The 21,999-nt window shown below is 51.9% G+C and carries 15 protein-coding genes; 10 read left to right on the top strand and 5 right to left on the bottom strand.

Translation table 11 applies throughout. From position 1 onward, the window contains the following. The first annotated feature begins 320 nt into the window (after positions 1 to 320). The gene (locus tag AC0QHF_RS07810; RefSeq protein WP_324703640.1) at positions 321 to 1,403 is read left to right on the top strand and encodes a D-alanine--D-alanine ligase family protein; all 1,083 of its coding nucleotides are present in this window, start codon (positions 321 to 323) and stop codon (positions 1,401 to 1,403) included. A gap of 358 nt (positions 1,404 to 1,761) precedes the next feature. Here the strand turns inward: AC0QHF_RS07810 and gatB are convergent, their stop codons facing one another. Continuing rightward, positions 1,762 to 3,246 (bottom strand): Asp-tRNA(Asn)/Glu-tRNA(Gln) amidotransferase subunit GatB, encoded by a 1,485-nt coding sequence (gene gatB, locus AC0QHF_RS07805; RefSeq protein ID WP_324703639.1) that lies wholly within the window; start codon positions 3,244 to 3,246, stop codon positions 1,762 to 1,764. A gap of 222 nt (positions 3,247 to 3,468) precedes the next feature. Then, entirely contained in the window at positions 3,469 to 3,672 is a 204-nt protein-coding gene (locus AC0QHF_RS07800; protein WP_324703638.1) for a hypothetical protein, read from the bottom strand. Between the two features lie 523 nt (positions 3,673 to 4,195). On the opposite strand from AC0QHF_RS07800, the gene AC0QHF_RS07795 reads away from it, so the two are divergent. Both AC0QHF_RS07795 and AC0QHF_RS07790 read left to right on the top strand, forming a co-directional pair. After that, entirely contained in the window at positions 4,196 to 5,194 is a 999-nt protein-coding gene (locus AC0QHF_RS07795) for a hypothetical protein (protein ID WP_324703637.1), read from the top strand. Between the two features lie 3 nt (positions 5,195 to 5,197). Next, positions 5,198 to 6,604: an MBOAT family O-acyltransferase gene (locus AC0QHF_RS07790; RefSeq protein ID WP_324703636.1), complete on the top strand. Its 1,407-nt coding sequence runs from the start codon at positions 5,198 to 5,200 to the stop codon at positions 6,602 to 6,604. Between the two features lie 43 nt (positions 6,605 to 6,647). Here the strand turns inward: AC0QHF_RS07790 and AC0QHF_RS07785 are convergent, their stop codons facing one another. From AC0QHF_RS07785 to AC0QHF_RS07775, 3 genes are all read right to left on the bottom strand, one after another. Further along, the gene (locus AC0QHF_RS07785) at positions 6,648 to 8,894 is read right to left on the bottom strand and encodes a hypothetical protein (protein WP_324703635.1); all 2,247 of its coding nucleotides are present in this window, start codon (positions 8,892 to 8,894) and stop codon (positions 6,648 to 6,650) included. A 2-nt stretch (positions 8,895 to 8,896) separates the two neighbouring features. Continuing rightward, positions 8,897 to 10,765: a GtrA family protein gene (locus AC0QHF_RS07780; protein WP_324703634.1), complete on the bottom strand. Its 1,869-nt coding sequence runs from the start codon at positions 10,763 to 10,765 to the stop codon at positions 8,897 to 8,899. A gap of 155 nt (positions 10,766 to 10,920) precedes the next feature. Then, positions 10,921 to 12,606: a hypothetical protein gene (locus AC0QHF_RS07775; protein ID WP_324703633.1), complete on the bottom strand. Its 1,686-nt coding sequence runs from the start codon at positions 12,604 to 12,606 to the stop codon at positions 10,921 to 10,923. A 325-nt stretch (positions 12,607 to 12,931) separates the two neighbouring features. Here AC0QHF_RS07775 and glmM point away from each other — a divergent pair, with 325 nt between their 5' ends. The 7 genes from glmM to accA all read left to right on the top strand — a co-directional run bounded on the left by glmM (position 12,932) and on the right by accA (position 21,774). Continuing rightward, a complete protein-coding gene (gene glmM / locus AC0QHF_RS07770; protein WP_324703632.1) occupies positions 12,932 to 14,374 on the top strand; it encodes a phosphoglucosamine mutase in 1,443 nt (480 codons plus the stop codon). Between the two features lie 185 nt (positions 14,375 to 14,559). After that, complete coding sequence (hpsL, locus tag AC0QHF_RS07765; RefSeq protein WP_324703631.1) at positions 14,560 to 16,179, top strand: hormogonium polysaccharide biosynthesis protein HpsL; 1,620 nt, start codon at positions 14,560 to 14,562, stop codon at positions 16,177 to 16,179. A 124-nt stretch (positions 16,180 to 16,303) separates the two neighbouring features. After that, entirely contained in the window at positions 16,304 to 17,209 is a 906-nt protein-coding gene (locus AC0QHF_RS07760; RefSeq protein WP_324703630.1) for a polysaccharide deacetylase family protein, read from the top strand. Positions 17,210 to 17,269: 60 nt separating this feature from the next. Continuing rightward, on the top strand, positions 17,270 to 18,367 hold the full coding sequence (locus AC0QHF_RS07755; protein ID WP_324703629.1) for an acyltransferase family protein: 1,098 nt from the start codon (positions 17,270 to 17,272) through the stop codon (positions 18,365 to 18,367). Positions 18,368 to 18,379: 12 nt separating this feature from the next. Beyond that, the gene (gene hpsN, locus AC0QHF_RS07750) at positions 18,380 to 19,360 is read left to right on the top strand and encodes a hormogonium polysaccharide biosynthesis glycosyltransferase HpsN (RefSeq protein ID WP_324703628.1); all 981 of its coding nucleotides are present in this window, start codon (positions 18,380 to 18,382) and stop codon (positions 19,358 to 19,360) included. Between the two features lie 162 nt (positions 19,361 to 19,522). Beyond that, complete coding sequence (hpsO, locus tag AC0QHF_RS07745) at positions 19,523 to 20,689, top strand: hormogonium polysaccharide biosynthesis glycosyltransferase HpsO (RefSeq protein ID WP_324703627.1); 1,167 nt, start codon at positions 19,523 to 19,525, stop codon at positions 20,687 to 20,689. A gap of 101 nt (positions 20,690 to 20,790) precedes the next feature. Then, positions 20,791 to 21,774, top strand: a complete 984-nt coding sequence (gene accA, locus AC0QHF_RS07740; protein ID WP_324703626.1) for an acetyl-CoA carboxylase carboxyl transferase subunit alpha — start codon at positions 20,791 to 20,793, stop codon at positions 21,772 to 21,774. Positions 21,775 to 21,999: the final 225 nt, after the last annotated feature.

Genomic DNA, 21,999 nt, shown 5'->3' with positions numbered 1-21,999 from the left:
TGGTGGGTTACGGCGCGGATGAAAAGTTGTGGGTTTTTCCGAAAAATTACTGCCGCGCCTAACCCACCCTACTGGACCGTTTCAGCTCAAACGAGGCAAAATTCAAAACGGAGCATCGGGCATCTTGCCTGTGGATTCAGATCCGATCCCCTCATTTAAGATGAAACAGCCCACTACACGAAAGCACATTTTTAGTCGTGTCGGTCCACTACAAAGCTACAAAGCTACAAAGCTACAAAGCGAAAATTTTCGGTCCGGGCGGCTTGGATTTGTCGTGAGAATATGTCAAAGTAAATCGGGACGTTAAATGGTAGGGTGATATGACAAAACTCCGAGTGGGATTGTTATTTGGTGGTTGTTCGGGCGAACATGAGGTATCCGTCACCTCCGCAAAGGCGATCGCGGCGGCGCTCTCGGCCGGCTCAAACCCCGACAAATACGAGGTATTCCCCGTTTATATCCAGAAAAACGGCGTTTGGAAGGGGGGAGACACGGCACAACAGGTTTTAGCTTCGGGCCAGCCGTTACCCGCAGATGATGGGGATGTGAAACCGAGCGATCGCGTCCCCGAACCCGCCATTTTGGAAGGGAGCGACGTCTGGTTCCCCATCCTCCACGGCCCCAACGGCGAAGACGGCACGGTGCAGGGACTTTTGACCCTGATGGGGGTCCCCTTCGTGGGGGCGGGGGTTCTCGGCTCGGCGGTGGGGATGGACAAAATCGCCATGAAAACGGCCTTCGCCCGGGCCGGACTCCCCCAAGTCCGCTACCAAGCCGTCCGCCGATCGCAAGTTTGGTCCAACCCCTGCGTCTTCCCCAAACTCTGCGACGAACTCGACGAGTTGGGCTACCCCTGCTTCGTCAAACCCGCCAATTTGGGCTCCTCCGTCGGCATTTCCAAAGTGCGATCGCGCTCAGAACTCGAAGCCGCCCTCGACGCCGCCGCCACCTACGACCGCCGCATCATCGTCGAAGCCGGAGTCGAAGCCCGGGAGCTCGAATGCGCGGTTTTGGGCAACGACTATCCGAAAGCTTCGGTGGTGGGAGAAATCACCTACAATACCGATTTCTACGACTACGAAACAAAATATACCCAGGGACAGGCAGAACTGCTGATTCCCGCCCCCGTCGATACCGCGATCGCCTCCAAAATTCGCGACATGGCGATCGAAGCCTTCCTCGCCGTCGATTGTGCAGGACTGGCTCGGGTGGATTTCTTCTACGTGGAAAAAACCGGGGAAATCTTGATCAATGAAATCAACACCTTACCGGGATTTACCGCATTGAGTATGTATCCCCAACTGTGGGCGGCGACAGGAATCGCCTTCCCGGAACTGGTGGATAAACTGATCGAACTGGCTGTGGAGCGGAAGAACGAAGCGGCGGAGGAAACATCCCCCTAAATCCCCCTTGGTAAGGGGGACTTCGAGCGCATTCTCCCCCCTTATCTCCCCCTTATCTCCCCCTTCCTCCCCCTTATCTCCCCCCTTACAAAGGGGGGTAGGGGGGGATGGGAGCCGGGGGGGATTTAACACTAATCAAATCGCGTTCGATCGCTCGATATCAATTCATTTTATCAACCAGTGATGAGACGATCGCAATGCAGTCGCCATGACGGCAATTTGATCACCAAAAAGGATGGGCGCGATCGCACCCATCCCCGTCAGCTCAAGTTCGGATAATCAGCGGTCGTATCAATTTCTGATTATCCAAATTACAAAATAGTTGCGATCGCAACTATTTGGGCGAACATGATATCATTTATTTCTGCAACTTTTTCGATAACAATTGGTTCGTCAACTTCGGATCAGCACGCCCTTGGGTTTTCTTCATCACCTGTCCGACAAAGAACCCTTTCAACTTCGTTTTACCCCCGTGGAACTGTTCCACTTCCTGGGGATGACTCGCCAAAACTTCATCGACGATCGCCTCCAATTCCCCGGTATCGGAAATCTGAATCAGGCCTTTTTTCTCCACCAATTGTTTCGGCGAACCGCCTTTAGAAAGCAGTTCCGGCAGGATATCCTTGGCAATTTTACCGCTGATCGTACTCTGAGAAATTAAATCGATCAATTCCGCCAAATCCGTCGGCTTTAAAGCAATGTCTGCGATCGCCAATTTCTCGTTTTTCAAATAGGCGGTAATATCCCCCATCACCCAGTTCGCCGCCTGTTTGGCATCGGCACCCGCGGCTACCGCCGCCTCGAAATATTCCGCCACGGTGCGATCGTCCGTCAAAACTCGGGTATCATAGGCAGATAACCCCAACTCCGTCTCGTAGCGGTGGCGCTTTTGGGCGGGCAGTTCCGGCAGTTCCGACTCCCACTGTTTTAACTGTTCCGCCGACACCTCGATGGGGGGCAAATCGGGTTCCGGAAAATAGCGATAATCGCTCGATCCTTCCTTACTCCTCATGCTGATGGTGCGCTGGCTGCCCTCCTCCCAGAGGCGGGTTTCTTGCACTAGAGTTTCCCCCGCTTCCAACGCTTCGATTTGGCGATCGATTTCGTAGTCGATCGCCCGCTGAATGGCGCTGAAGGAGTTCATATTTTTGATTTCGACTTTCGTGCCGAATTCCTTCTGTCCCACCGGACGCACGGAAATGTTGACGTCGCAACGCAGGGAACCCTCCTGCATATTGCCGTCACTCACCCCCAAATAGCGGACGATACGGCGCAATTCCTGGGCGTATTCGGCAGCCTCGAGTCCCGAACGGATATCCGGTTCCGAGACGATTTCCACCAGGGGAATTCCGGCGCGGTTGAAGTCCACCATCGAATGGGTGGAACCCGACAGGCGATCGCTCCCCCCGTGCACCAGTTTTCCCGCATCTTCTTCCATGTGGAGGCGGGTGATGCCGATGCGTTTGCGGATCGGGTTGTTGTCCTCATCGACAATTTCGATTTCCAGCCAGCCACCGGTGGCGATGGGGAGATCGAATTGGGAAATTTGATAATTTTTGGGAAGATCCGGATAAAAATATTGTTTGCGATCGAACTTGCTGTAGGGCGCGATCTGACAGTTGAGCGCCCGCGCTGCCTTCACCGCGTACTCTAACACCTTTTGATTCAAAACCGGAAGCACCCCCGGCAGTCCCATGCAGATGGGATCGATGTTGGTATTGGGATCGGCGCCGAATTCCGTCGAGGAGTTGGAGAAAATTTTGGTTTGGGTGCTGAGTTGGCAGTGGGTTTCCAACCCGATCACCGCTTCGTACTCGGTTTTTGCAGGTGCGGCAGTGGACATAGGCAACAGGGCTCTCCAGCGACAACAGCTTTATTGTACAATCTGGTGGCGAGATCGGGCGGTGGAAAGCCGTACAAAAGGCAGGCGATCGCCCTCGAATCCGTCCGATGGGCAGATCGCCTTGGGATAAAAACCAACATATTGCCGGTACTGAATCGTTTGATTTGGAAATTTTAAAGGTATTTTAACCTACCCCCAATTCTCGGGGGGAGATCGCAGAGATCAAACATTCCCGAGAATGTCGATCGCCAGAGAAACAACGGCGAAAAAAATCACGCCCACCAAGCAATTTCTGCCCCAAACCGTGCCGAGGGCGGCGATCTGTCGGGTGCGTTTGCGGAGGGCGACGTATATATGTAATGCCCCCATGATGAAAAATAGGGTGGCGAAGCGATCGAGGTTGTTTTGCGTAGTTTGCGCGACCATACATCGTTCCTCTGTAGCAGGACTTTCAGCAGTTTAACAAATCTATTAAGTTTTGTGTAGTTCGCTGGCGGGGGTACGCCTTTTGTGGTAAGCAAAAATACCCACCGTGTTTCGGGCCTTCGCTCTCCCGGGGGTTGAAGAGTTGACAGCAGGCGATCGCAGAAATTGACGAATGGAAAATTTTGCCTTATAATTCATCGAAGAAGCTCCGGTCAATTGAAATCAAAAGTATTCGGATACTTAGCCGCAGTCATAGCTGTGAATCGACGGGGTGTTAGAAAAAAATTATCAATTTGTTCGCCCGACCATCCCAGAAAATTCTCGGGATAAAAAGTTGCGACTCCCGGCTATCTTCCGGCTTCAGATCCACCGATCGATATGCTGTCAATAAGAGACTCATCCAATGAAAAAAACGACCGCGGCAACTCCCCGACGGAGAAGACGCTTAAATCGGGTAATTGTGGGTGTGAACTTTGGCGTTTTCGGGGCCGTATTTTTTTTATCCAATCTCATTTTGAATCCCATGACAACAGAACCGGAAATTCCGGTCGTCAGTGCCAAGTTGAACCAATTTTCCGAAAAAAAAGACGAATATCAGGCAATTTTTATCGGTTCCAGCCGTATTTATCGACACATCGTACCGAGCCAATTTGATCGGTTGATGGCATCTCAAGGATATCCCATCCAATCCTACAATTTTGGTGTTTCCGGCATGACCGTTCCGGAAACTCACTTTGTACTCCAACAAATTCTCGCCATGACACCTCAAAACCTGGAGTTTGTTTTTCTGGAGTTGTACGATGTCAACCTTCTTATAGACGACCAAAATCTGCGAACTGAGCGGGTGATATACTGGCATACTTGGGAACACACCCTCTGGATTTATCAATTATTATGGTTGAATGTATTAAATGAAAAGCGAAATATTGTTTTAAATTTAAAAAAAATTTATTCCCACACCCTTCCCCTGCTGTATAACTTGACTAATCTCGGACAAGGCGATCGTTGGATTCGACGGATACTCCCCCCCACAGAAGGAGTCGATACAACCCTCAATCCCCGGGGAGACACCGCCTATGGAACGCCCGGTATTGACGGTTATCTGGCACTGGATGACGAGCCGGGTCCGAATTTCCAAAAACGACATCAGGAATTTTTGGAAAACTTAGATACTTATCATGAAAAAGTTCAATCTATAACCCCCACCCCCGAGCGACGCGCCGCTCCCACATCTGATCAGTTAAAGGCGATCGAAGATTTAATTAAAACTGTACGTGACAGCGGTGCGACTCCCGTATTTATTATCACCCCCGTCTTGGAAAAAGAAACCCATCTCATTGCCGCCCATACTCGAGGATATATACCCCTTCTATTTGCATTTAACGATCCGATAGAATTTCCCACTTTGTACGATGAAAATAAGCGGTTCGATCTCGACCATTTAAATCACGGCGGGGCGACCGAGTTCTCGAAATTGCTGGCGGAAAGGTTTTCCAATTATTTGGATGGGGAGAAAAATTAACCGATGATTTTTACAGAATTTAGATTTTTATTTTTCTTTTTAATCGTTTTCTCGACCCACTGGATACTTCGAGAAAATCGATATCGCAAGCTATGGCTGCTACTCTGTAGCTATTTATTTTATGGGGCGTGGGATTGGCGCTTTCTTTCCTTGATTTGGATCTCGACAGTTGTCGATTATATTGTGGGACTCCAACTCGACAAAACGACAAACGGCGATCGCCGAAAGATCTGGCTACTCGTCAGCTTGGGTACGAACTTGGGAATTTTGGGATTTTTTAAATACTTCAACTTTTTTGTCGATTCCGCCGCAAATTTTCTGAATTTTTTGGGATTTTCTGCCGATTTTACCACCCTCAACATTATCCTTCCTGTCGGGATCAGTTTCTACACGTTTCAAACCCTCAGCTATTCCATCGATATCTACTATAAAAAAATGAAGCCCGTGTATAAATTGTTGGATTTTGCACTTTTTGTCAGCTTCTTTCCGCAACTGGTTGCTGGCCCAATTGTCAGGGCTTCTACTTTTTTGCCGCAGCTAGAAAAAACCCGAGTTTTTAGTCGCGTTCGAGTCAAATCTTGTCTACTCCTTTTTCTGATTGGCTTTGTCAAAAAAGCCTGTATTTCCGATCGCTTATCTCCGATTGTCGATAGCTTTTTTGCTGCCCCCGAAACTTACACGGCCGGGAGTTCTTGGGTGGGGGTGTTATTTTATGCCGTGCAAATCTACTGCGACTTTTCAGGTTACACCGATATGGCGATCGCCTGTGCCGGTTTACTCGAATACGAACTCTGTTTGAACTTCAATTTTCCTTACTTGTCTGAGAACATTACCGAATTTTGGAGGCGCTGGCATATCAGTCTGTCCACCTGGCTACGAGATTATCTTTATATCCCACTTGGCGGTAACCGTGGGGGTCAACTGATGACCTACAGAAATCTCATGTTAACCATGCTTTTGGGGGGATTATGGCACGGAGCCGGATGGAATTTTGTCATTTGGGGAGGCTTGCATGGTGGTGCATTAATTGTACAGAGAGAATGGTCAAAATTTTCGGCTCCCTATCGGCAATTGTCTGGAGTTATGAAATCAATGGGTCCGCCATTAACATTCTACTGGGTTTGCATTGCTTGGATCTTTTTCAGAGCCACAGATTTGGAAAAATCCATGACCATTTTGCAGTCATTCGTGTTCTTTAATTCCTCGGGTTCAAATGAACTGGGAACACATCTCCTGGGAATATTTATCGTCTTGGCGATCGTCCATTTTGCAGCACAGCGAAATTTTCTGGGTGAATGGTGGGAAAAAACCCCTGACTGGATTTTTGCAGCTTGGTATGGTTTAGCCGTATCTGTTGCTTTTTGGTTTGTCGCTCCCAACTATTCTGCTTTTATATATTTTCAATTTTAGCCCCCAACCAAGGAAATTGAAAAGGGGGTTAACATTTGATGATTCAAGGCGTTTCGATCCGGATCGCGATCGCCTCCCCAATTTGACTCAATTGGTGCTTTTGGGCATCGTAAGCCCAAACTTTTAACTCGACATTTCCGGGGGGTAAACTGGCGGTGGGAACCCGCAGCGTCCACCCCGATTTCGCGTAGTTTGGAACGGACAAAACGCTGGCGACATCCCAGCGGTTGACATCCACTTCTGCCACGGAAATCAACGTATTATTTTCCCCGAAACTGAGATAAACGGCATCGGCGGGTTTGCCTTTTTCTGGAAGCACCGCCCACCCCGTCAAAACCAGGCGATCGCCCGCAGATATGGGAGAATCCGGAAGGGTGTCGATCGCCCCGTTGAAAGCGTCGGTTGTGGCGAAACTCGGCGGGCGATCGCTGCGTCTCCAAAACCAGTGGGACTGGATCGATTTGTAGGGTTTGTACTGTTGTAAAATATATTGATAAATCAGGGATGCAGAGTCCGCTTTTAAAACCTCATCCCAAGGGTTTTGAAACCAGAGGCGGTTTGTTAATAGGATGATTTCCGGTTGGGTGCGATCAAGATCGGCGATCACTTCCCGTTGGGCGATCGTCGGTTTTGCGTAGAGCACATAACTGTATTGGGAACAGGAGGGCTTGTCAAATAAATAATACCACAATCCCTCGGAAGTGACATTAAAAAAACAGGATTGATTTTCAATTTCCGGTTGCATCACCTCCATCGCTTCTAAATAATCCGGTTGCAACAATTCCGCATCCCGGCGAGAGAGAGCATCGGGGAGGGTGGCGAGTTTTGCCCCCGCCTCCCACACATTGAAACCCGGTTCCGAGGTGATCAAAAATAACAATAGTATCCCCACAGCCATCTGTTGCGATAAGGTTAGACTCAGGGTTTCCAGGCGGGGTTCGAGATACCGTCGATAGCCCAGCAGCAACAAATAGATACTGAGAAATGCCGTCATAATCGCCCCGTGGTAGGCGTGTCCCAAGTCGCTGCGATCGAGGGTGATTCTCATGTAAACGCCGGAGGCAGATAGCAGCAACAGGGTGAATAAATGTTTTCTGAAAAACGGTTTCAGTTGCCAGTTAAAGGCGATCGCATCCAAAATCAGATACACCAAAACCCCGGCTTGGATTAGGATGGGTAGCCAGAAATTTTGGGAGGTGAAAGTCATTTCTATCGCCGGGAGGGGGATAAACGAAATGTAGCGGCCGTATTTTCCCCAGTAGGCGATTTGGGAGGCGATCGCACCCAACTGATCGACACCCAAAAATAGGGCGATCGCACCCAGAGAAATCACCGCACCCGCGAGGGTTCCCCCCAGCCAAATTTTTGCCGTTTTTTTATTTAAAAATAGGGCGAGAATTGATGCAAAAAAATACACCGCCAAAAAATAGATCGCGCGATCGTAAACGTGGAGGAATCCCAGGGGAAGGGAAACCCCCAATAATAGGGCTAATATTCCCCCCTGGCGGGGGCGAAAACCGACGATCCGAAAAGAGCGGAGGGCGATCGCGATCTGAAACACAAACCACAGTCCCCGCCTGCCGTCAAACTTGAAGAAAATCCCATCCAAAATGCACCAAAGTAGACACAATAATAAAAATATTTTCAACCGCGATTTCTCTAGGCGAACCGTTCCCGTCAATTCCCACAAAATCCAGAAATAGCCCCAAACCGCGATCGCATTTTGCAGGTTCACAAATAGCCGCGTCAACGCGATCCCATTGTCGTTATAAATTAACCCTGCAGCCATCTCTCCGGGGAGCACATCCATCCCGTAGCCGTGAACCAAAACGGTATTTAAAAACGGCTTTTCTAGCTGGGCGAAGTCGGGCAAAAATCCCAAAAACTCCCCCTCGTGGAAGGAGTCAAGCAGCGTCGAACCGATTTCAAATTGGTTGAATGGGACATTGATAATCCACGCCGACAGTAAAATAACCGTGGCGGTGGATAACACCCAATTGCGAGTCAAAGCTGTGATGTAAAAATGAAGCGATCGCGTTTCAACCCGTCTGCCCAGATACAACGCCCCCACGGCGACGAGTGGGGGAACAAACAGCAAAATCAGATATTTCAGATAATCCGTGTAGGGGCTGATATTGTCGATACTCGCCCGAGAAATCACCCCCGTCGTGTTATTGTTGATGGGGATAACAATTTGATTCACAAACGGAACCAAAACCATCCAACAGGCGAGGGTAATTGCGATCACCGCCGCCACACCGGGTTGAAACGAAAACTTGCGATCGCCCATGTTTAATTCAGATCCAAACTCGAAACGCGATCGACAGACGAAAACGAGTACAATTTATGTCCCGTAAAACTGATCAACGCCACACAAGCCGCACTCGCCAACCGGGCGGTTGTGACATCCCATCCCAACTCATTAATCAACAACTGCAATAACCCCAAATTCGCCAACAAACTGTTGAGGGCGACGGTGGCAAATACCCCGTATTGTAGCCGCCAATTTCGCCAGTAAACTCCGAACACGAACCGACGACTTAACCAGAAATTGGTACTCAACCCCAAAAAGTAGCTGATCGCCAAAGCATAAACGTACCACAACCCCGTCTGGGTGAGAATAGAAAACACCAAAACGTCCACAATTGTCGCGGTGCCCCCCGTGAACAAATAGCCGCCAAACTGTCGCAAAAGTGCGATCGCCCGACGGCGACGAGACGTCCCAGAAACGGCGGCAGATGTGGTTTCCGTGTCCGCCTTCGCCTCCTCCACATATTCGCTGTCGCTGTTCACATCCCAGAGATTGTGTTTGCCCGGGTTGACGACATTTTCCGCCGCCATAATTCCCATCAACAAACTGTGATCTTGGTTGTTGTATTTAAACGCACCGTAACGCCCCACCAACTGCAAATTTTGGAACCGTTTAAAATAGTCCCGCATCGTCGCCAGCGACGTTTTATAATCCCCCGCATAGATGGGATAGGTGCGAGGCAGGCGGACGACGAATCCCCCCGAAACCGCCTGTTTTTTCAACAGTCCGATTTTGCGAAGTTCCGATTCCGTCAACCGTCGCAATTCCTCTTCCGGACAACTCCACAATTCATCCTCGAAATTGCACCAATATTCGCAGCATAGCGGGGTTCTGGTTTCGTCCGGCAACATTTCCGGGGACCAATTGGCGAAATTCGTCACCCGTCCGAGTTGCACCCTCGGATCGTTAATGTACAGCCAATTATCGGGGAATAGATGATTTCCCTCGACGATCAAATAGACTAAAATTGTATTGCGAAATTTGAGCGATCGCGCCGCTTCAATAACAGGCTTCGGCGGGGCGTTCTTCAACTGTTCCACCAGCAACGTTAAAGGAATCGAAGAAATGATCCCCCCGCAGGGAACCGTTTCCACTTCCTTCGTCCGGCGATTTCTGAGGGTGACGTGGGTGGCTTGAAAATTATTGTGGTGAACTTCGATCACTTCCGTATTCAGTAATATCGGTTGCCGATTTTGCTGCAAATACTCCGCAATTTTATCGTACAATTGACCTGAACCCAAGCGGGGAAATTGGAATCGATCAACCAGGGTTTTAACCTTGCCATCATTGCCCAATAAAGCATTGATAATCGCCCGATATAATGACAGTCCCTTGATTCGTTGTGCCGCCCAATCCGCGCTGATTTCGGTACAGGGAATTCCCCAAAGTTTTTCCGTATATCCCTGAAAGAAAATTTCAAATAACCGCCGGCCAAATTTCGCCGTCACCCAATCCGCAAAATTTTCGGCATCCCGTTTCGGAAATAAACGCACCTTAAAATAGGACGTGAGAATGCGAATTGTCTCCAACCCTCCCAAGGCAAAAATCACCTGTTTCGCCCGCAAAGGATAACTGAAGTATTTCCCTCCGTAATAAATGCGAGTCAGGCGGTTAACCGTAACCTGATCTTTACCCAAAACTTGATGCCAAAGTTTGAGAACCGGGGGCAATTTGGTAAAAAATCGATGCGGCCCGAAATCGAGAATAAACCCTTCGTACTCGATGCTTTTCGCCAGTCCGCCAACCCGCGTATCCCGTTCGACGACAACCACCGGAATTCCCTGCTGGGTGAGGGTGTACGCCGCAGCCAACCCCGCCGGCCCCGCCCCCAAAATGTAAATCGGCTCCATCACACCACACTCAATCTCGACTTGGGCAAATTGCACTCATGATACACCACGATCGCCATCGATGCCAATAAGCCTCAAAAAAACAAGGATAAATATTGTAATGAGGGTTGACTTTGGGGCAATGGGTCAACCCATCGCCCCAAAGTCAATTCATTTTAAAAATCAGGAGAACGGAGCAGCCGGCCGTCCGAATAGAACATGAGATGGTCGGCAAAATCCGGATTTTTTAACAGCAGTTTGTATTGAGTCGGGGCGAATTGAATCACTTCATAATCTTGGGTTTTCAGAGAATTTTTCGGCCAGGGCAGAAAGCTGGTGTCGGGATTCGAGAGGGTGAATTGAAAAATTTCCGGCTGGTCCTGTTGGACGAAAACCGCATCGTCAATCTCCCTCAAATCGTGATGCATGACGGTCTGAATTTGATCCGTTTCAAATTTGACCCGTTCAAAGGGACCGTCCGCCGGTTCTCGGGTAAATGCGATCGCGTATTTTTCCCCACCGCCAAACAATTCCAACCCCTGAATCAATCCCGTCCGGTAAATGTACGCCCCCCGATAATTATCCGGAATCGCCGTAATAATAACCGGTGTTTCCGGGTTTCCCTGTAACATTTCTAGCAGAATATTTTGGGAAATATAACCCGCAATTTTCCAGTTCTGATTTAAAGATTGAACCGTCAGCCCAAAAATCAATAATAACACCGAAGACGCGATTAAAATGACGCGGGTTTTGAGGCAAACGAAAACCAAAACGATCGCCAGATAAATCGAAGCAAATCCAGAACCGAAATAGAGGTATCTTTCCCCCTGAGTATCTGTAATCGAGACAAATACATTGATCGCGGGGAGGACAGCGACGAAGAAACTGCCGAGCAAAAATAGCAGCAGGGGCGGGATTTCCGGATGGGGCGATCGCCCTTTCATAAACAGGGACGTGCAGCCCAAAGACAGCAAAATTAACCCCACAAAAATAAACAGCCACAGCGGAAAAGTGGACTCAAAAATGGGCGGGAAAAACGTTCGGGTCGGATAGATGACCAGATTTTGGACGATATGTCCGACATTAAAGTTTAAATGCACGTCCCCGCCGTAGCCCCCCAAAGGCGTACCCAGCTTCAGGGTTCTCCCAATAAAATAGACGACCAAAACGCCGAGATAGGGGAGAACCAAAAAACCGCGATCGCGCCCGGATTTCTTGTTATTTTTATTTCCGATAGAATCATAAACTTCGTACAAAATAACCAATCCCGGAAAGGTCACCAAAGATTCCTTGGAGAGGACGGCACAGAAAAACAGAAAGAGCGAGAGTAGGAACGGTACTTTGTTGGGCAAGTTGCGGCCGATTAAATAGGTGGCAAAAGCCGCCAATCCAAAAAAACTGGAGATCACATCCGTGCGGGCCGAAATCCAAGACACCGCCTCCGTGTGACTCGGTAGCAGGAGGAAAATAAACCCCGCCAGATAGGGCAGAATAATTTTATAATTTCGGGCGATCGCCAAATTTTTGGTCAACAGATTGGCGCTCCAACCCACCGCGAAGGCATTCGCCAAATGAAATCCCAGGTTCGTGAGGTGATAACCCACAGGATAATTGCCCCAAGCTCGATAGTCCAGAAAGCTAATCAACCCGAGAACCGGGCGAAAAAATAAAGACTGTCCGTGCTGCTGATTCACCCACAATCCGAACGGCCCCAGCTTTTCAAACAGGGCGATCAAAACGAAATCATCGGACAAAAAAAATGAGCCGATAACGGGCGAATAACAGATGATTCCCGCCAGGGCAATAATAATAATTAATGAGATCGGATAGAGACCGAGCGATCGCGGTTGCCGAGTTGTCATAGTTGAGTCGGGCCTCCCCTCCAGCCGGCGAAAACATGAATTGAATACGCCCTCAGTATCCGCCCCCGCCGGGAAGGTGTCAAGAGAATCGTTTCAATTGCGATCGATTGTCGATGGAATTGCCGGAAAAAATCGAGTAAAATTGGGAATGATCTGTGCCAGATCACCGCCGCGCGAGTCCGTTCTCCCGCGATCGCCCCAATCAAATCCATTCCGCACCCTCTCAGATGTCGGGGAGGGGAATTGAAGTTCCCATCAATATCCCCCCGTTCCGGACGTGTTATCCTCCACTGTGAGTGTGTGAACATCGAGAGGAGTGAACGATATGGTAGCCACGCCAACCCATCCCAAAAACTTTAAGATGTCCTGTCCCCCCAAATTACAACAGGCTTCGGGTGTCGAACTTCCGGCGAGTCCCCTGTTCGGCACCGACGGCATCCGCGGCCCGGTCGGCGACCTCCTCACCGCCCCCCTCGCCCTGCAAGTGGGATTTTGGGCCGGACAAATTCTCCGCCAGCACCACCATCATCCCGGGCCAGTGATGATCGGACAGGACACCCGCCTTTCCGGGAATATGTTGGGAATGGCCCTCTCCTCCGGGCTCACCGCCGCCGGACTCGAAGTGTGGAATTTGGGCATCTGCCCCACCCCCGGCGTCGCCTACCTAACCCAAAACTGCGGTGCGATCGGCGGCGTGATGATCTCCGCGAGCCACAATCCCCCGGAAGATAACGGTATCAAATTTTTCGGCAACGACGGCACCAAACTCTCCGGCGAAGTGCAGAGACAAATCGAAGCCGCCCTGCGGGATGCCGAAGCCCTCCCCGTCCACTCCGACTCCTGCGGACAACACCACTACAGACCCGAATTGGTGCGAGATTACGCCGATTCTCTCTACCGGCCCCTGCTGCCGACCACCAATTTACAAGGAATGCGGGTCGTCCTCGATCTGGCCTGGGGCGCGGCCGTCCACCTTGCCCCGCAAGTGTTCCGAGAAATGGGCGCCGACGTCATCTGCCTCAACGATCGCCCCGACGGCCACCAGATCAACGTCAACTGCGGATCGACCCACCTGCAACAGCTACAGCAAGCCGTTTTGGAACATCGGGCCGACCTCGGCTTCGCCTTCGACGGCGACGCCGATCGCGTGTTGGCGGTGGACCGCCACGGCCGCACCGTCGATGGAGATTATATCCTGTATTTTTGGGGCCAGACCCTCAGAGATGCCGGACAACTGCCCCAGGATTTGATCGTTTCCACCGTGATGGCGAACTTGGGATTTGAACGGGCTTGGCAGCAACTCGGCGGACGCATGGTCCGCACCCCCGTCGGCGACCAGCACGTTCACGGCGAAATGAAACGCACCGGGTCGATGTTGGGCGGGGAACAGTCCGGCCACATCCTCTGCCACCATTACAGCGTCACCGGGGACGGTTTGCTGACCGCCCTGCACCTGGCCGCCTTGGTGAAGCGATCGCAAACCTCCCTCGATCGCCTCGTGGACGAGAGTTTCCGCACCTATCCCCAACTGCTGCGGAATATCCGCGTCGAAAATCCCGAGTCCCGCCGCCACTGGAAAGACTGCGAACCCTTGCAAGATGCGATCGCCGCGGCCGAAGCCGACATGGGCGACCGCGGCCGAGTCCTCGTGCGCGCCTCCGGCACCGAACCCCTGATCCGCGTTATGGTGGAAGCGGCCACCGCCGATTTGGTGGAACGGTGGTGCGATCGTCTCGTGGGAGTCGTCCAACGGCACCTGGTCGCTTAATCGGCTTGATTGAATTGTCGGGCCGTCCGCTCTGGACGGCCCAATTTGAGTTGTTATAATCTTGGATGAGTGTGTCCGAATTAGCCGGATCTCCAAATCTGGAGAAGAGAACGGCAGTTTTGAGTCAGGGAGTAGGGAGCGAGTCACGAAGGACAACTGACCCCAAAGCCGGGATTATTTAAAACATGGCATCCAAGGCAAAATCCAAGAAAAAGAAATCCAAAAACAAAAAATCGCAACAGCAAAAGCCGAAGCTGAGTAAAGCCCAACTCAAAGCCAAACAACGGCAGTTTGCCAAAGATGTCAAAGCCCTGATTGCAACTTTAATTCCCACCGCAATCGTGGCGGCGATCGTGGGGGCGGCATTATTTGCGGTCAAAGACGAAAAATTGGCGATCGCCGGCGGCGGCGGCATCTTCGTCTTCGTCATGTGCTACAAATATCCCCGCTACGGACTCTGGGGATTTCTCGCCTATATGCCCTTCTCCGGAACCATCACCTATTGGGTCGGCGGCGGAAATGCATTATTTCAACTCGCCAAAGACGGCTTCTACATCCCCGCCCTGATCGCCATGTATCAGGAGTGGAAGCGCAAGCGACTCCCCATGATCGTTCCCAAAGGCATCAAACAACCCCTATTCATCCTCCTCGGTTTTTGCCTGCTGACCCTCCTGTGTGTCAACGGCTTCCAGCAACTCGATCCCGAACCCGGAGACCAACCCATCCCGATGGGAATTTTGGGTTTGAAAGTCTTTCTGGGCTACGTCCCCCTGATCACCTGCGCCTACTACCACATCCGAGACAAACGAGACCTGCTGTTCCTCACCCGCATGACCCTGGTACTCGCCATTATCTGTTGCCTTCTCGGAATCGTACAGTACCAATTTCTAGTCAGCGGCCGCTGTCAGGGCACCGACCACCTCTCCGGGGACGATTTGTTCAAAGCCACCCTGGACGCCAAATGTTTGGTGGGCGGAGCTTTGGTGTACAGCCCCTCCCAAAATATGATCCGCCTCCCCGGAACCTTCGTCGCCCCCTGGCAGTGGGCTTGGTTCCTGATCGCCAACGCCTTTTTCACCTTCGCCAGCGCCTTCAGCGACCCCTCTGCCCGGTGGCGAATCACCGGTTTGGTCGGGATGGGGTTGGTGTTCGTCAACGCCGTGATTTCCGGACAGCGCATCGCCCTGGCATTAGTACCCACCGTAACCGTCATTCTGCTCGTCCTCACCGGACAAGTCACCAACCTCAAACGCTTCATCCCCATCGCCGGAGGCTTGGGATTGCTCCTGGGGGTAGCAATGGTGGCTAACCCGGAACTCGTCCAGGAGCGGGTCGATAGTTTTGTCGGCCGCTGGCAGGCTTCTCCACCCACGGACTTTATTGCCGATCAATTTGGGCACAGCACCGGCGGACAGAAGGGAATTTTTGGTAAAGGCCTCGGACGGGCGACCAACTCGGCCCGTATGTTTGGGGAAACGCGGTTGATCGAAACCTACTATCCCAAGTTGATCTACGAGGTCGGGCCGGTGGGGACTTTGGCATTTCTGGGGTTTGTCACCGCCATCACCTTCACGGCTTTCAAAACTTACCGTTCCGTCAAAGATCCGAGCCTCCGCAGTTTCGGGGCATCTTTTTGGGTTTTCATTTTGATCCTCAGTTACAATACCTACTATTATCCCCTGGATGTCGATCCGGTCGCCGTTTATTACTGGTACTTCGCCGGTGTCATTTACAAATTGCCGGACATCGAAAAGCAAGAACGAAAAAGATTGAGAGAAGCGGGAGAATTGGATGAAGATGAGTGAGATGATTAACGGGTTTTATGGGGGTTATTTTACCCCATAAAAAACCGTCAAAATAACAGCCGTCGTTTTCCGAGCCGTCGTCCACATGAATCTTGCCACAATAACATCCCGATTGATCTCCTTCGTGGTAATTTTTACTGCGGTTCTGTGGCTGGTCGTTTTTGACTTAGAAACCTGGTTTATCGTCAATTCTGAATCGGTCAACATTCCGATTTTCGGATTCCACAATATTATCGACCTGAGAGAATACAACGATCGCGCCGCGAAAAAATCCATTTACGGCCTGGATTATGATGTCCAAAATTTGGCGCAGTTCATCGATTATTTAGCCCGCCATAATTATTGGGTGTTGACCACGGAAGACCTCTACACTTACTTTCTCAATCGCTCCCGGCCAGTCCCGCCACAACATCTGAATCAGAAACCCGTCATGCTCACCTTTGACGACGGATATAAAAGCGTCTACACCCGGATTTTACCCCTGCTCAAAGAACTGGAAAATCGATATGGAAAAAAACTCGAAGTCGTTTTATTCATCAACCCCAAACAGACCCGGGAAGACCCAAAAGGCGATCGCTACGCCACCTGCGAACAACTGCGGGAGGGACTCGCCCAAAACCTCTACGACATCCAATCCCACGGCTACAGCCACCGGCGACTCACCGAATTGAATTCCCAGGAGTTAGAATGGGAATTGCTCGCCGGTCAAGAACAATTACGATCGTGCCTCAATTACGGGGGCGATCGCGCGATCGCATCCCATCTCGCCTACGCCTACAACGATTCCAATTCGACCGTCGAAAAACGGGCATCCCAATATTACCGATCCGGATACCTTTACAATCACCAAATGCTAAAAATCGGCTGGCAAAAAGACTTCTATCGCATCCCCAGGATTCGCGTCGATTTCAACCAAACCCCCGAACAACTGATGCAAATCGCCTCCTTCGCTTCCACCCTCAAATCGGGCCGGATGTTCCACCCATTTCAATCACGAGTGAATGCCAATATTTTTCTCAATTTCTTCTGACCTTTTACCGGAGTCAATAAATCGATGTCTGCGGATCAACCGAAACCCAAAACCAGGCGAATGCATTGGATCGACCTGACCAAAGGTCTGGCTATTTTGGGAATTGTCCTCTTTCACTTCTTCCAAAACTACCCCGATCGCACCACCTTGGTGGCCGCCCTCGACCGACTCGGGGCAAAAGTCGGCTATGCGGGAGTCGATATTTTCTTTGTCATGGCCGGATTCAACGTCAGTTACGTCCTGGCTTTAAAATCCGTCAAAAACAATCCCGACTGGCGGTTCAAAGAATGGAAATCTTGGCTGTTCAAACGCCTCGATCGCATCTATCCCTCCTACGGGCTGGCCGTCCTCTTCAGCCTCCTCCTCTACCAACTCTTCCAAGGCGGATACGAAATCAAATCAGTCCCCATCTTCATCCTCAATATTGTCGGCTTCGCCGGGTATCAATTTCAAACCATCAACCCCGGATTTTGGTTTTTCACCGTCATTTTACAAGCCTACCTCGTCACCCCCCTAATTTTTCACCTTTGCGGTTTCCGACCGGGCAAAATTTTGGCGGTTGCCATCATCGGGGGCGGACTCACCAAACTCGCCTGTTTGTTAGTCGATCACACCACCGATCTCTACTGGTATCTCCTGCAAAATGACTTTCTGGGCAGTTATTTCTTTCAGTACGGCCTGGGACTCTACTGGGGCATCATCTTTTTCAACCACCGCAACCGCTTTCGCAAAATCGATTATCTCTGGGTCCTCTCCGTCTTCGCCGCCGGGGCGATCGGCTACGGATATTTGACCTATACCGGCGTCGATATCATCTACATGGAAGGCTTCGACATCCTGTTCACCCCCCTGTTTTTTCTCGCCTGCTATCAAATTTTCCATTCCCTAACAAAACATAAAGAAAAATTGCTCCCCCCGTTATCGATGTTATCTTTGATGGGAATCTATTCTTATCAGATTTATCTCATTCACCAACCCCTGTTATTCGTCACCCTGCCCCGGTTGAACCGAACCCTACCCGGCAACTCGGAGTTGAAGATTCTGACTTCTCTGGCGATCGCAGCCATTCTGCTGACCCTTTACGTCCTCACCTTCACGGAAGTGGAAAAATTCCTGAGAAAATGGATTGGAAGGCTCAATAATCAACCCGCTCAATAAGGAGATCTGATCATGGACTGGCCCACCATCTCCGTCGTCATTCCCACCTACAACCGCGAAGAAGCCCTGCGAGATACCCTCGCCGACGTCCTCAAACAGGACTATCCCCACTTTGAAGTCATCGTCGCGGATCAAACCCGCACCCACGAACCCGAAACCCAAACCGATTTGCAAGAACTGGCCGATGCCGGCAAAATTTCCTGGCACCGCCTCGACTGGGCCAGCCTGCCGGGGGCGCGAAATTACGCCGTGCGACGAGCCAAAGGGGACATCATCCTGTTCATCGACGACGACGTACAACTGCCGGCGGGATTCCTCGACGCCCACGCCCGCAACTACATCGACAACGACCAAATCGGTGCGGTGGCCGGCCGGGTCTTCGATCGCATGAAATTGGGCGACTCCGGCGGCTCCCTCACCGTCGAAACCCTGCCCCCCGAAGCGATGGACCCCGGCATCGCCTGGTACTATATCGATTTAGTACACACCGTCAAACCCCAGCAAGTCATCTCCGCCCGGGGCTGCAATATGTCCTTCCGGCGGGAAATTTTCGACAAACACGGCCTGCACTTCGACGAACGCTTCCGGGGCTCAGCCGTCCGGGAAGAATCCGACTTTTGCCTGCGAATCCGAAACACCGGATATATCATCTGGTACGATCCGGACGCCCACCTCGTCCACCTCGGAGAAGAAGTCGGGGGCTGCCACGACATCAGCGCGCGATCGATGCAGTACCAGATCACCTTTTACCACAATCACTTCTTCATGGGCCTGAAAAACCTCACCCCCGGACAGTGCGGGCGCTTTTTCGCCAAACTGTTCGACTGCCACGTTTTGGGCCGTCCCCCCTGCAACAAAGGCGGTTCCCCCCTGAAAGTCGCCGCCCGCCTCAACTTCTATACCCTGGGACTGTGCAAAGCGATCGCCACCCAAATTCAATCCACCTGGACCGACGGTCAAATTTACACCCGACAGGACGAATTGGCCGGTTAAATGAAAAGTGAAAAATGAAAAATGAATCGGGAATTGGGCGAATGCCATTCGCCCCTACAATTCTCATTCTTCCGACCTCAATTTTTCTCAACCATCAGATTGACACGGAGGACCTTTTAATTCAATCTGTGCAATCTGCGTAATCTGCGGATCACCCCAACCATGAAAATTATCGTCGCCAGCCACACTTACATCGTCGATCTCAACCGCGAGAAACTGCGGGAACTCGCCCGCCTCGAACCCGGCATCGAAGTCACCGTCGTCGTGCCCCGCCTGTGGAACCCCGGCGGAGTCCAGAGCAAACAGATCGAGTCCCAACCCGTAGATGAAGGCAATTTCAAAGTCGTTCCGATCTCCAATTTCAGCAAAAATAACCAGGGTTTGCTCACGTTTGGATTGGATGTGATATCTTTGATGCGATCGCTCAAACCCGACATCATCCAAGTCGAACAGGGGTCGAAAGCCCTGACTTATTCTCAGTTTATTACCCTGAATCGGATGCTGGGACTTGGCGCCAAAAATGTATTTTTTACCTGGTGGAATCTCCCCTATGAATTGAAATTTCCCGTGTCCCTGCTCGAAAAATACAACCTCGCCAACACCGATGGAATCGTGGTGGGGAACAAAGACGGGGCGGAAATTTTGCGCGATCGCGGCTACGAAGGCCCGGTCCGGATCATGCCCCAGTTGGGGGTCGATGAAACCCTGTTCAAACCCGAACCCCAGCCGCAATTGCGGGCGGAATTGGGCATCGAACCGGACGCCTTCGTGGTGGGTTTCGTGGGTCGGTTCGTGGAAGAAAAGGGACTCTTCACCCTGGCAAAAGCCCTGTCCAAAGTCAGCGATCGCCCCTGGAAGTGGGTCCTCCTCGGCCGGGGGGAACTGCGATCGCAACTCCTCGATACCGCCGCCGAATTGGGCATCCGCGATCGCCTGATTTTAATCGAAAGCGTCCCCCACGATCGCGTTTGGCAGTATATCAACGTCATGAACACCCTAGTCCTCCCCTCGGAAACCACCGACAAATTCAAAACCCTCACCTCCGTCGGCTGGAAAGAACAGTTCGGCCACGTCCTCATCGAGGCGATGGCCTGTCGCGTCCCCCCCGTCGGGTCCGACTCCGGCGAAATCCCCCACGTCATCGACGATGCCGGTTTGGTTTTCCCCGAGGGAAATGCCGAAGCCCTGGCCGGGTGCCTGCGCCAGTTGATGGAAAACCCGCAACTCCTCGACGACCGGGGACAGCGGGGATACGACCGCGCCATGGCACGGTACACCAACAAAGCCCTCGCCCAGGAACTGCTGGATTTTTATAAAGAACTGGTTTGAGGGGAAAAGCGGGAGTCGGGAGATTGTTGACATCCTCCCCGCCGTAATCTGATAAAATCCTAAAGAGATTGTACTGACTCGCGACTCAAAAGCATTTAGGCGTGCCAAGTCCCAACCGCAAACCGATTTTACTCGACTTTGAAAAGCCCCTGGCCGAACTGGAGGCCCGCATCGACCAGATCCGCCAGTTGGCGGATGAGAACGGCGTCGATGTTTCCGACCAGATCCGACAACTCGAAGCCCGGGCGACCCAACTGCGACAGGAAATTTTTGGCAGCCTGTCGCCCTCCCAGCGACTGCAACTCGCCCGCCATCCCCGGCGTCCGAGTACCCTGGACTACATCCAGGCCATGAGCGACGAGTGGATGGAACTGCACGGCGATCGCGGCGGTTCCGACGACCCGGCCCTGGTGGGCGGCGTGGGGCGACTGGCCGGTCAGCCCGTGGTCCTGCTCGGCCACCAAAAGGGGCGGGACACCAAAGATAACGTCGCCCGCAACTTTGGCATGGCCGCCCCCGGCGGCTACCGCAAGGCCATGCGGTTGATGGAACACGCCGACCGCTTCGGAATGCCCATCCTCACCTTCATCGACACGCCCGGGGCCTGGGCCGGTGTGGATGCGGAAAAACTCGGCCAGGGAGAAGCGATCGCCTACAACCTGCGAGAAATGTTCCGCCTCGACGTGCCCATCGTCTGCACCGTCATCGGCGAAGGGGGGTCCGGCGGCGCCCTCGGCATCGGCGTGGGGGAACAACTGCTGATGTTGGAACACTCGGTCTACACCGTAGCCACCCCCGAAGCCTGCGCGGCGATCCTGTGGAAAGACGCCGGGAAAGCCCCCCAGGCGGCCGGAGCCCTGAAAATCACCGCCCCTGACCTCAAAGAATTGGGGATCGTCGATCGCATCGTCCCGGAACCCGACGGCGGCGCCCACGGCAACCCGCTCCAGGCCGCAGAACTGCTCAAACAAGCCCTGGTGAACACGTTGGGCGAATTGATGTCCCTGACACCCCAACAGCGTCGGGAGATGCGCTACCAGAAATTCCGCCAAATCGGGGTGTTTTCTGAACAAATTCCCGCCTGAATCCGGCTACCTTGGGAACGCCAACCCTCGACGGAGGGGGTGAGCGCCGGTTTGAGCGTCCCCGGCAGTTTCCCCCGAATTTTTGAATTTGGCAATTTTTTCGCGATCGTGACCCCCATCCCGGGTGATATAATGTCTGAGTAACAAATCTTTACAAAAGTAGCAACAACTTTAGGATTTTCTCTTAAAGGAGTTGGTAGAGGCACATTGACTATGCCTTTAAGA

This window comes from Lyngbya sp. CCY1209 (genome assembly GCF_055795065.1).
Note: the sequence above shows the minus strand (reverse complement) of the source record. Positions and strands in the feature narration are given on the sequence as shown.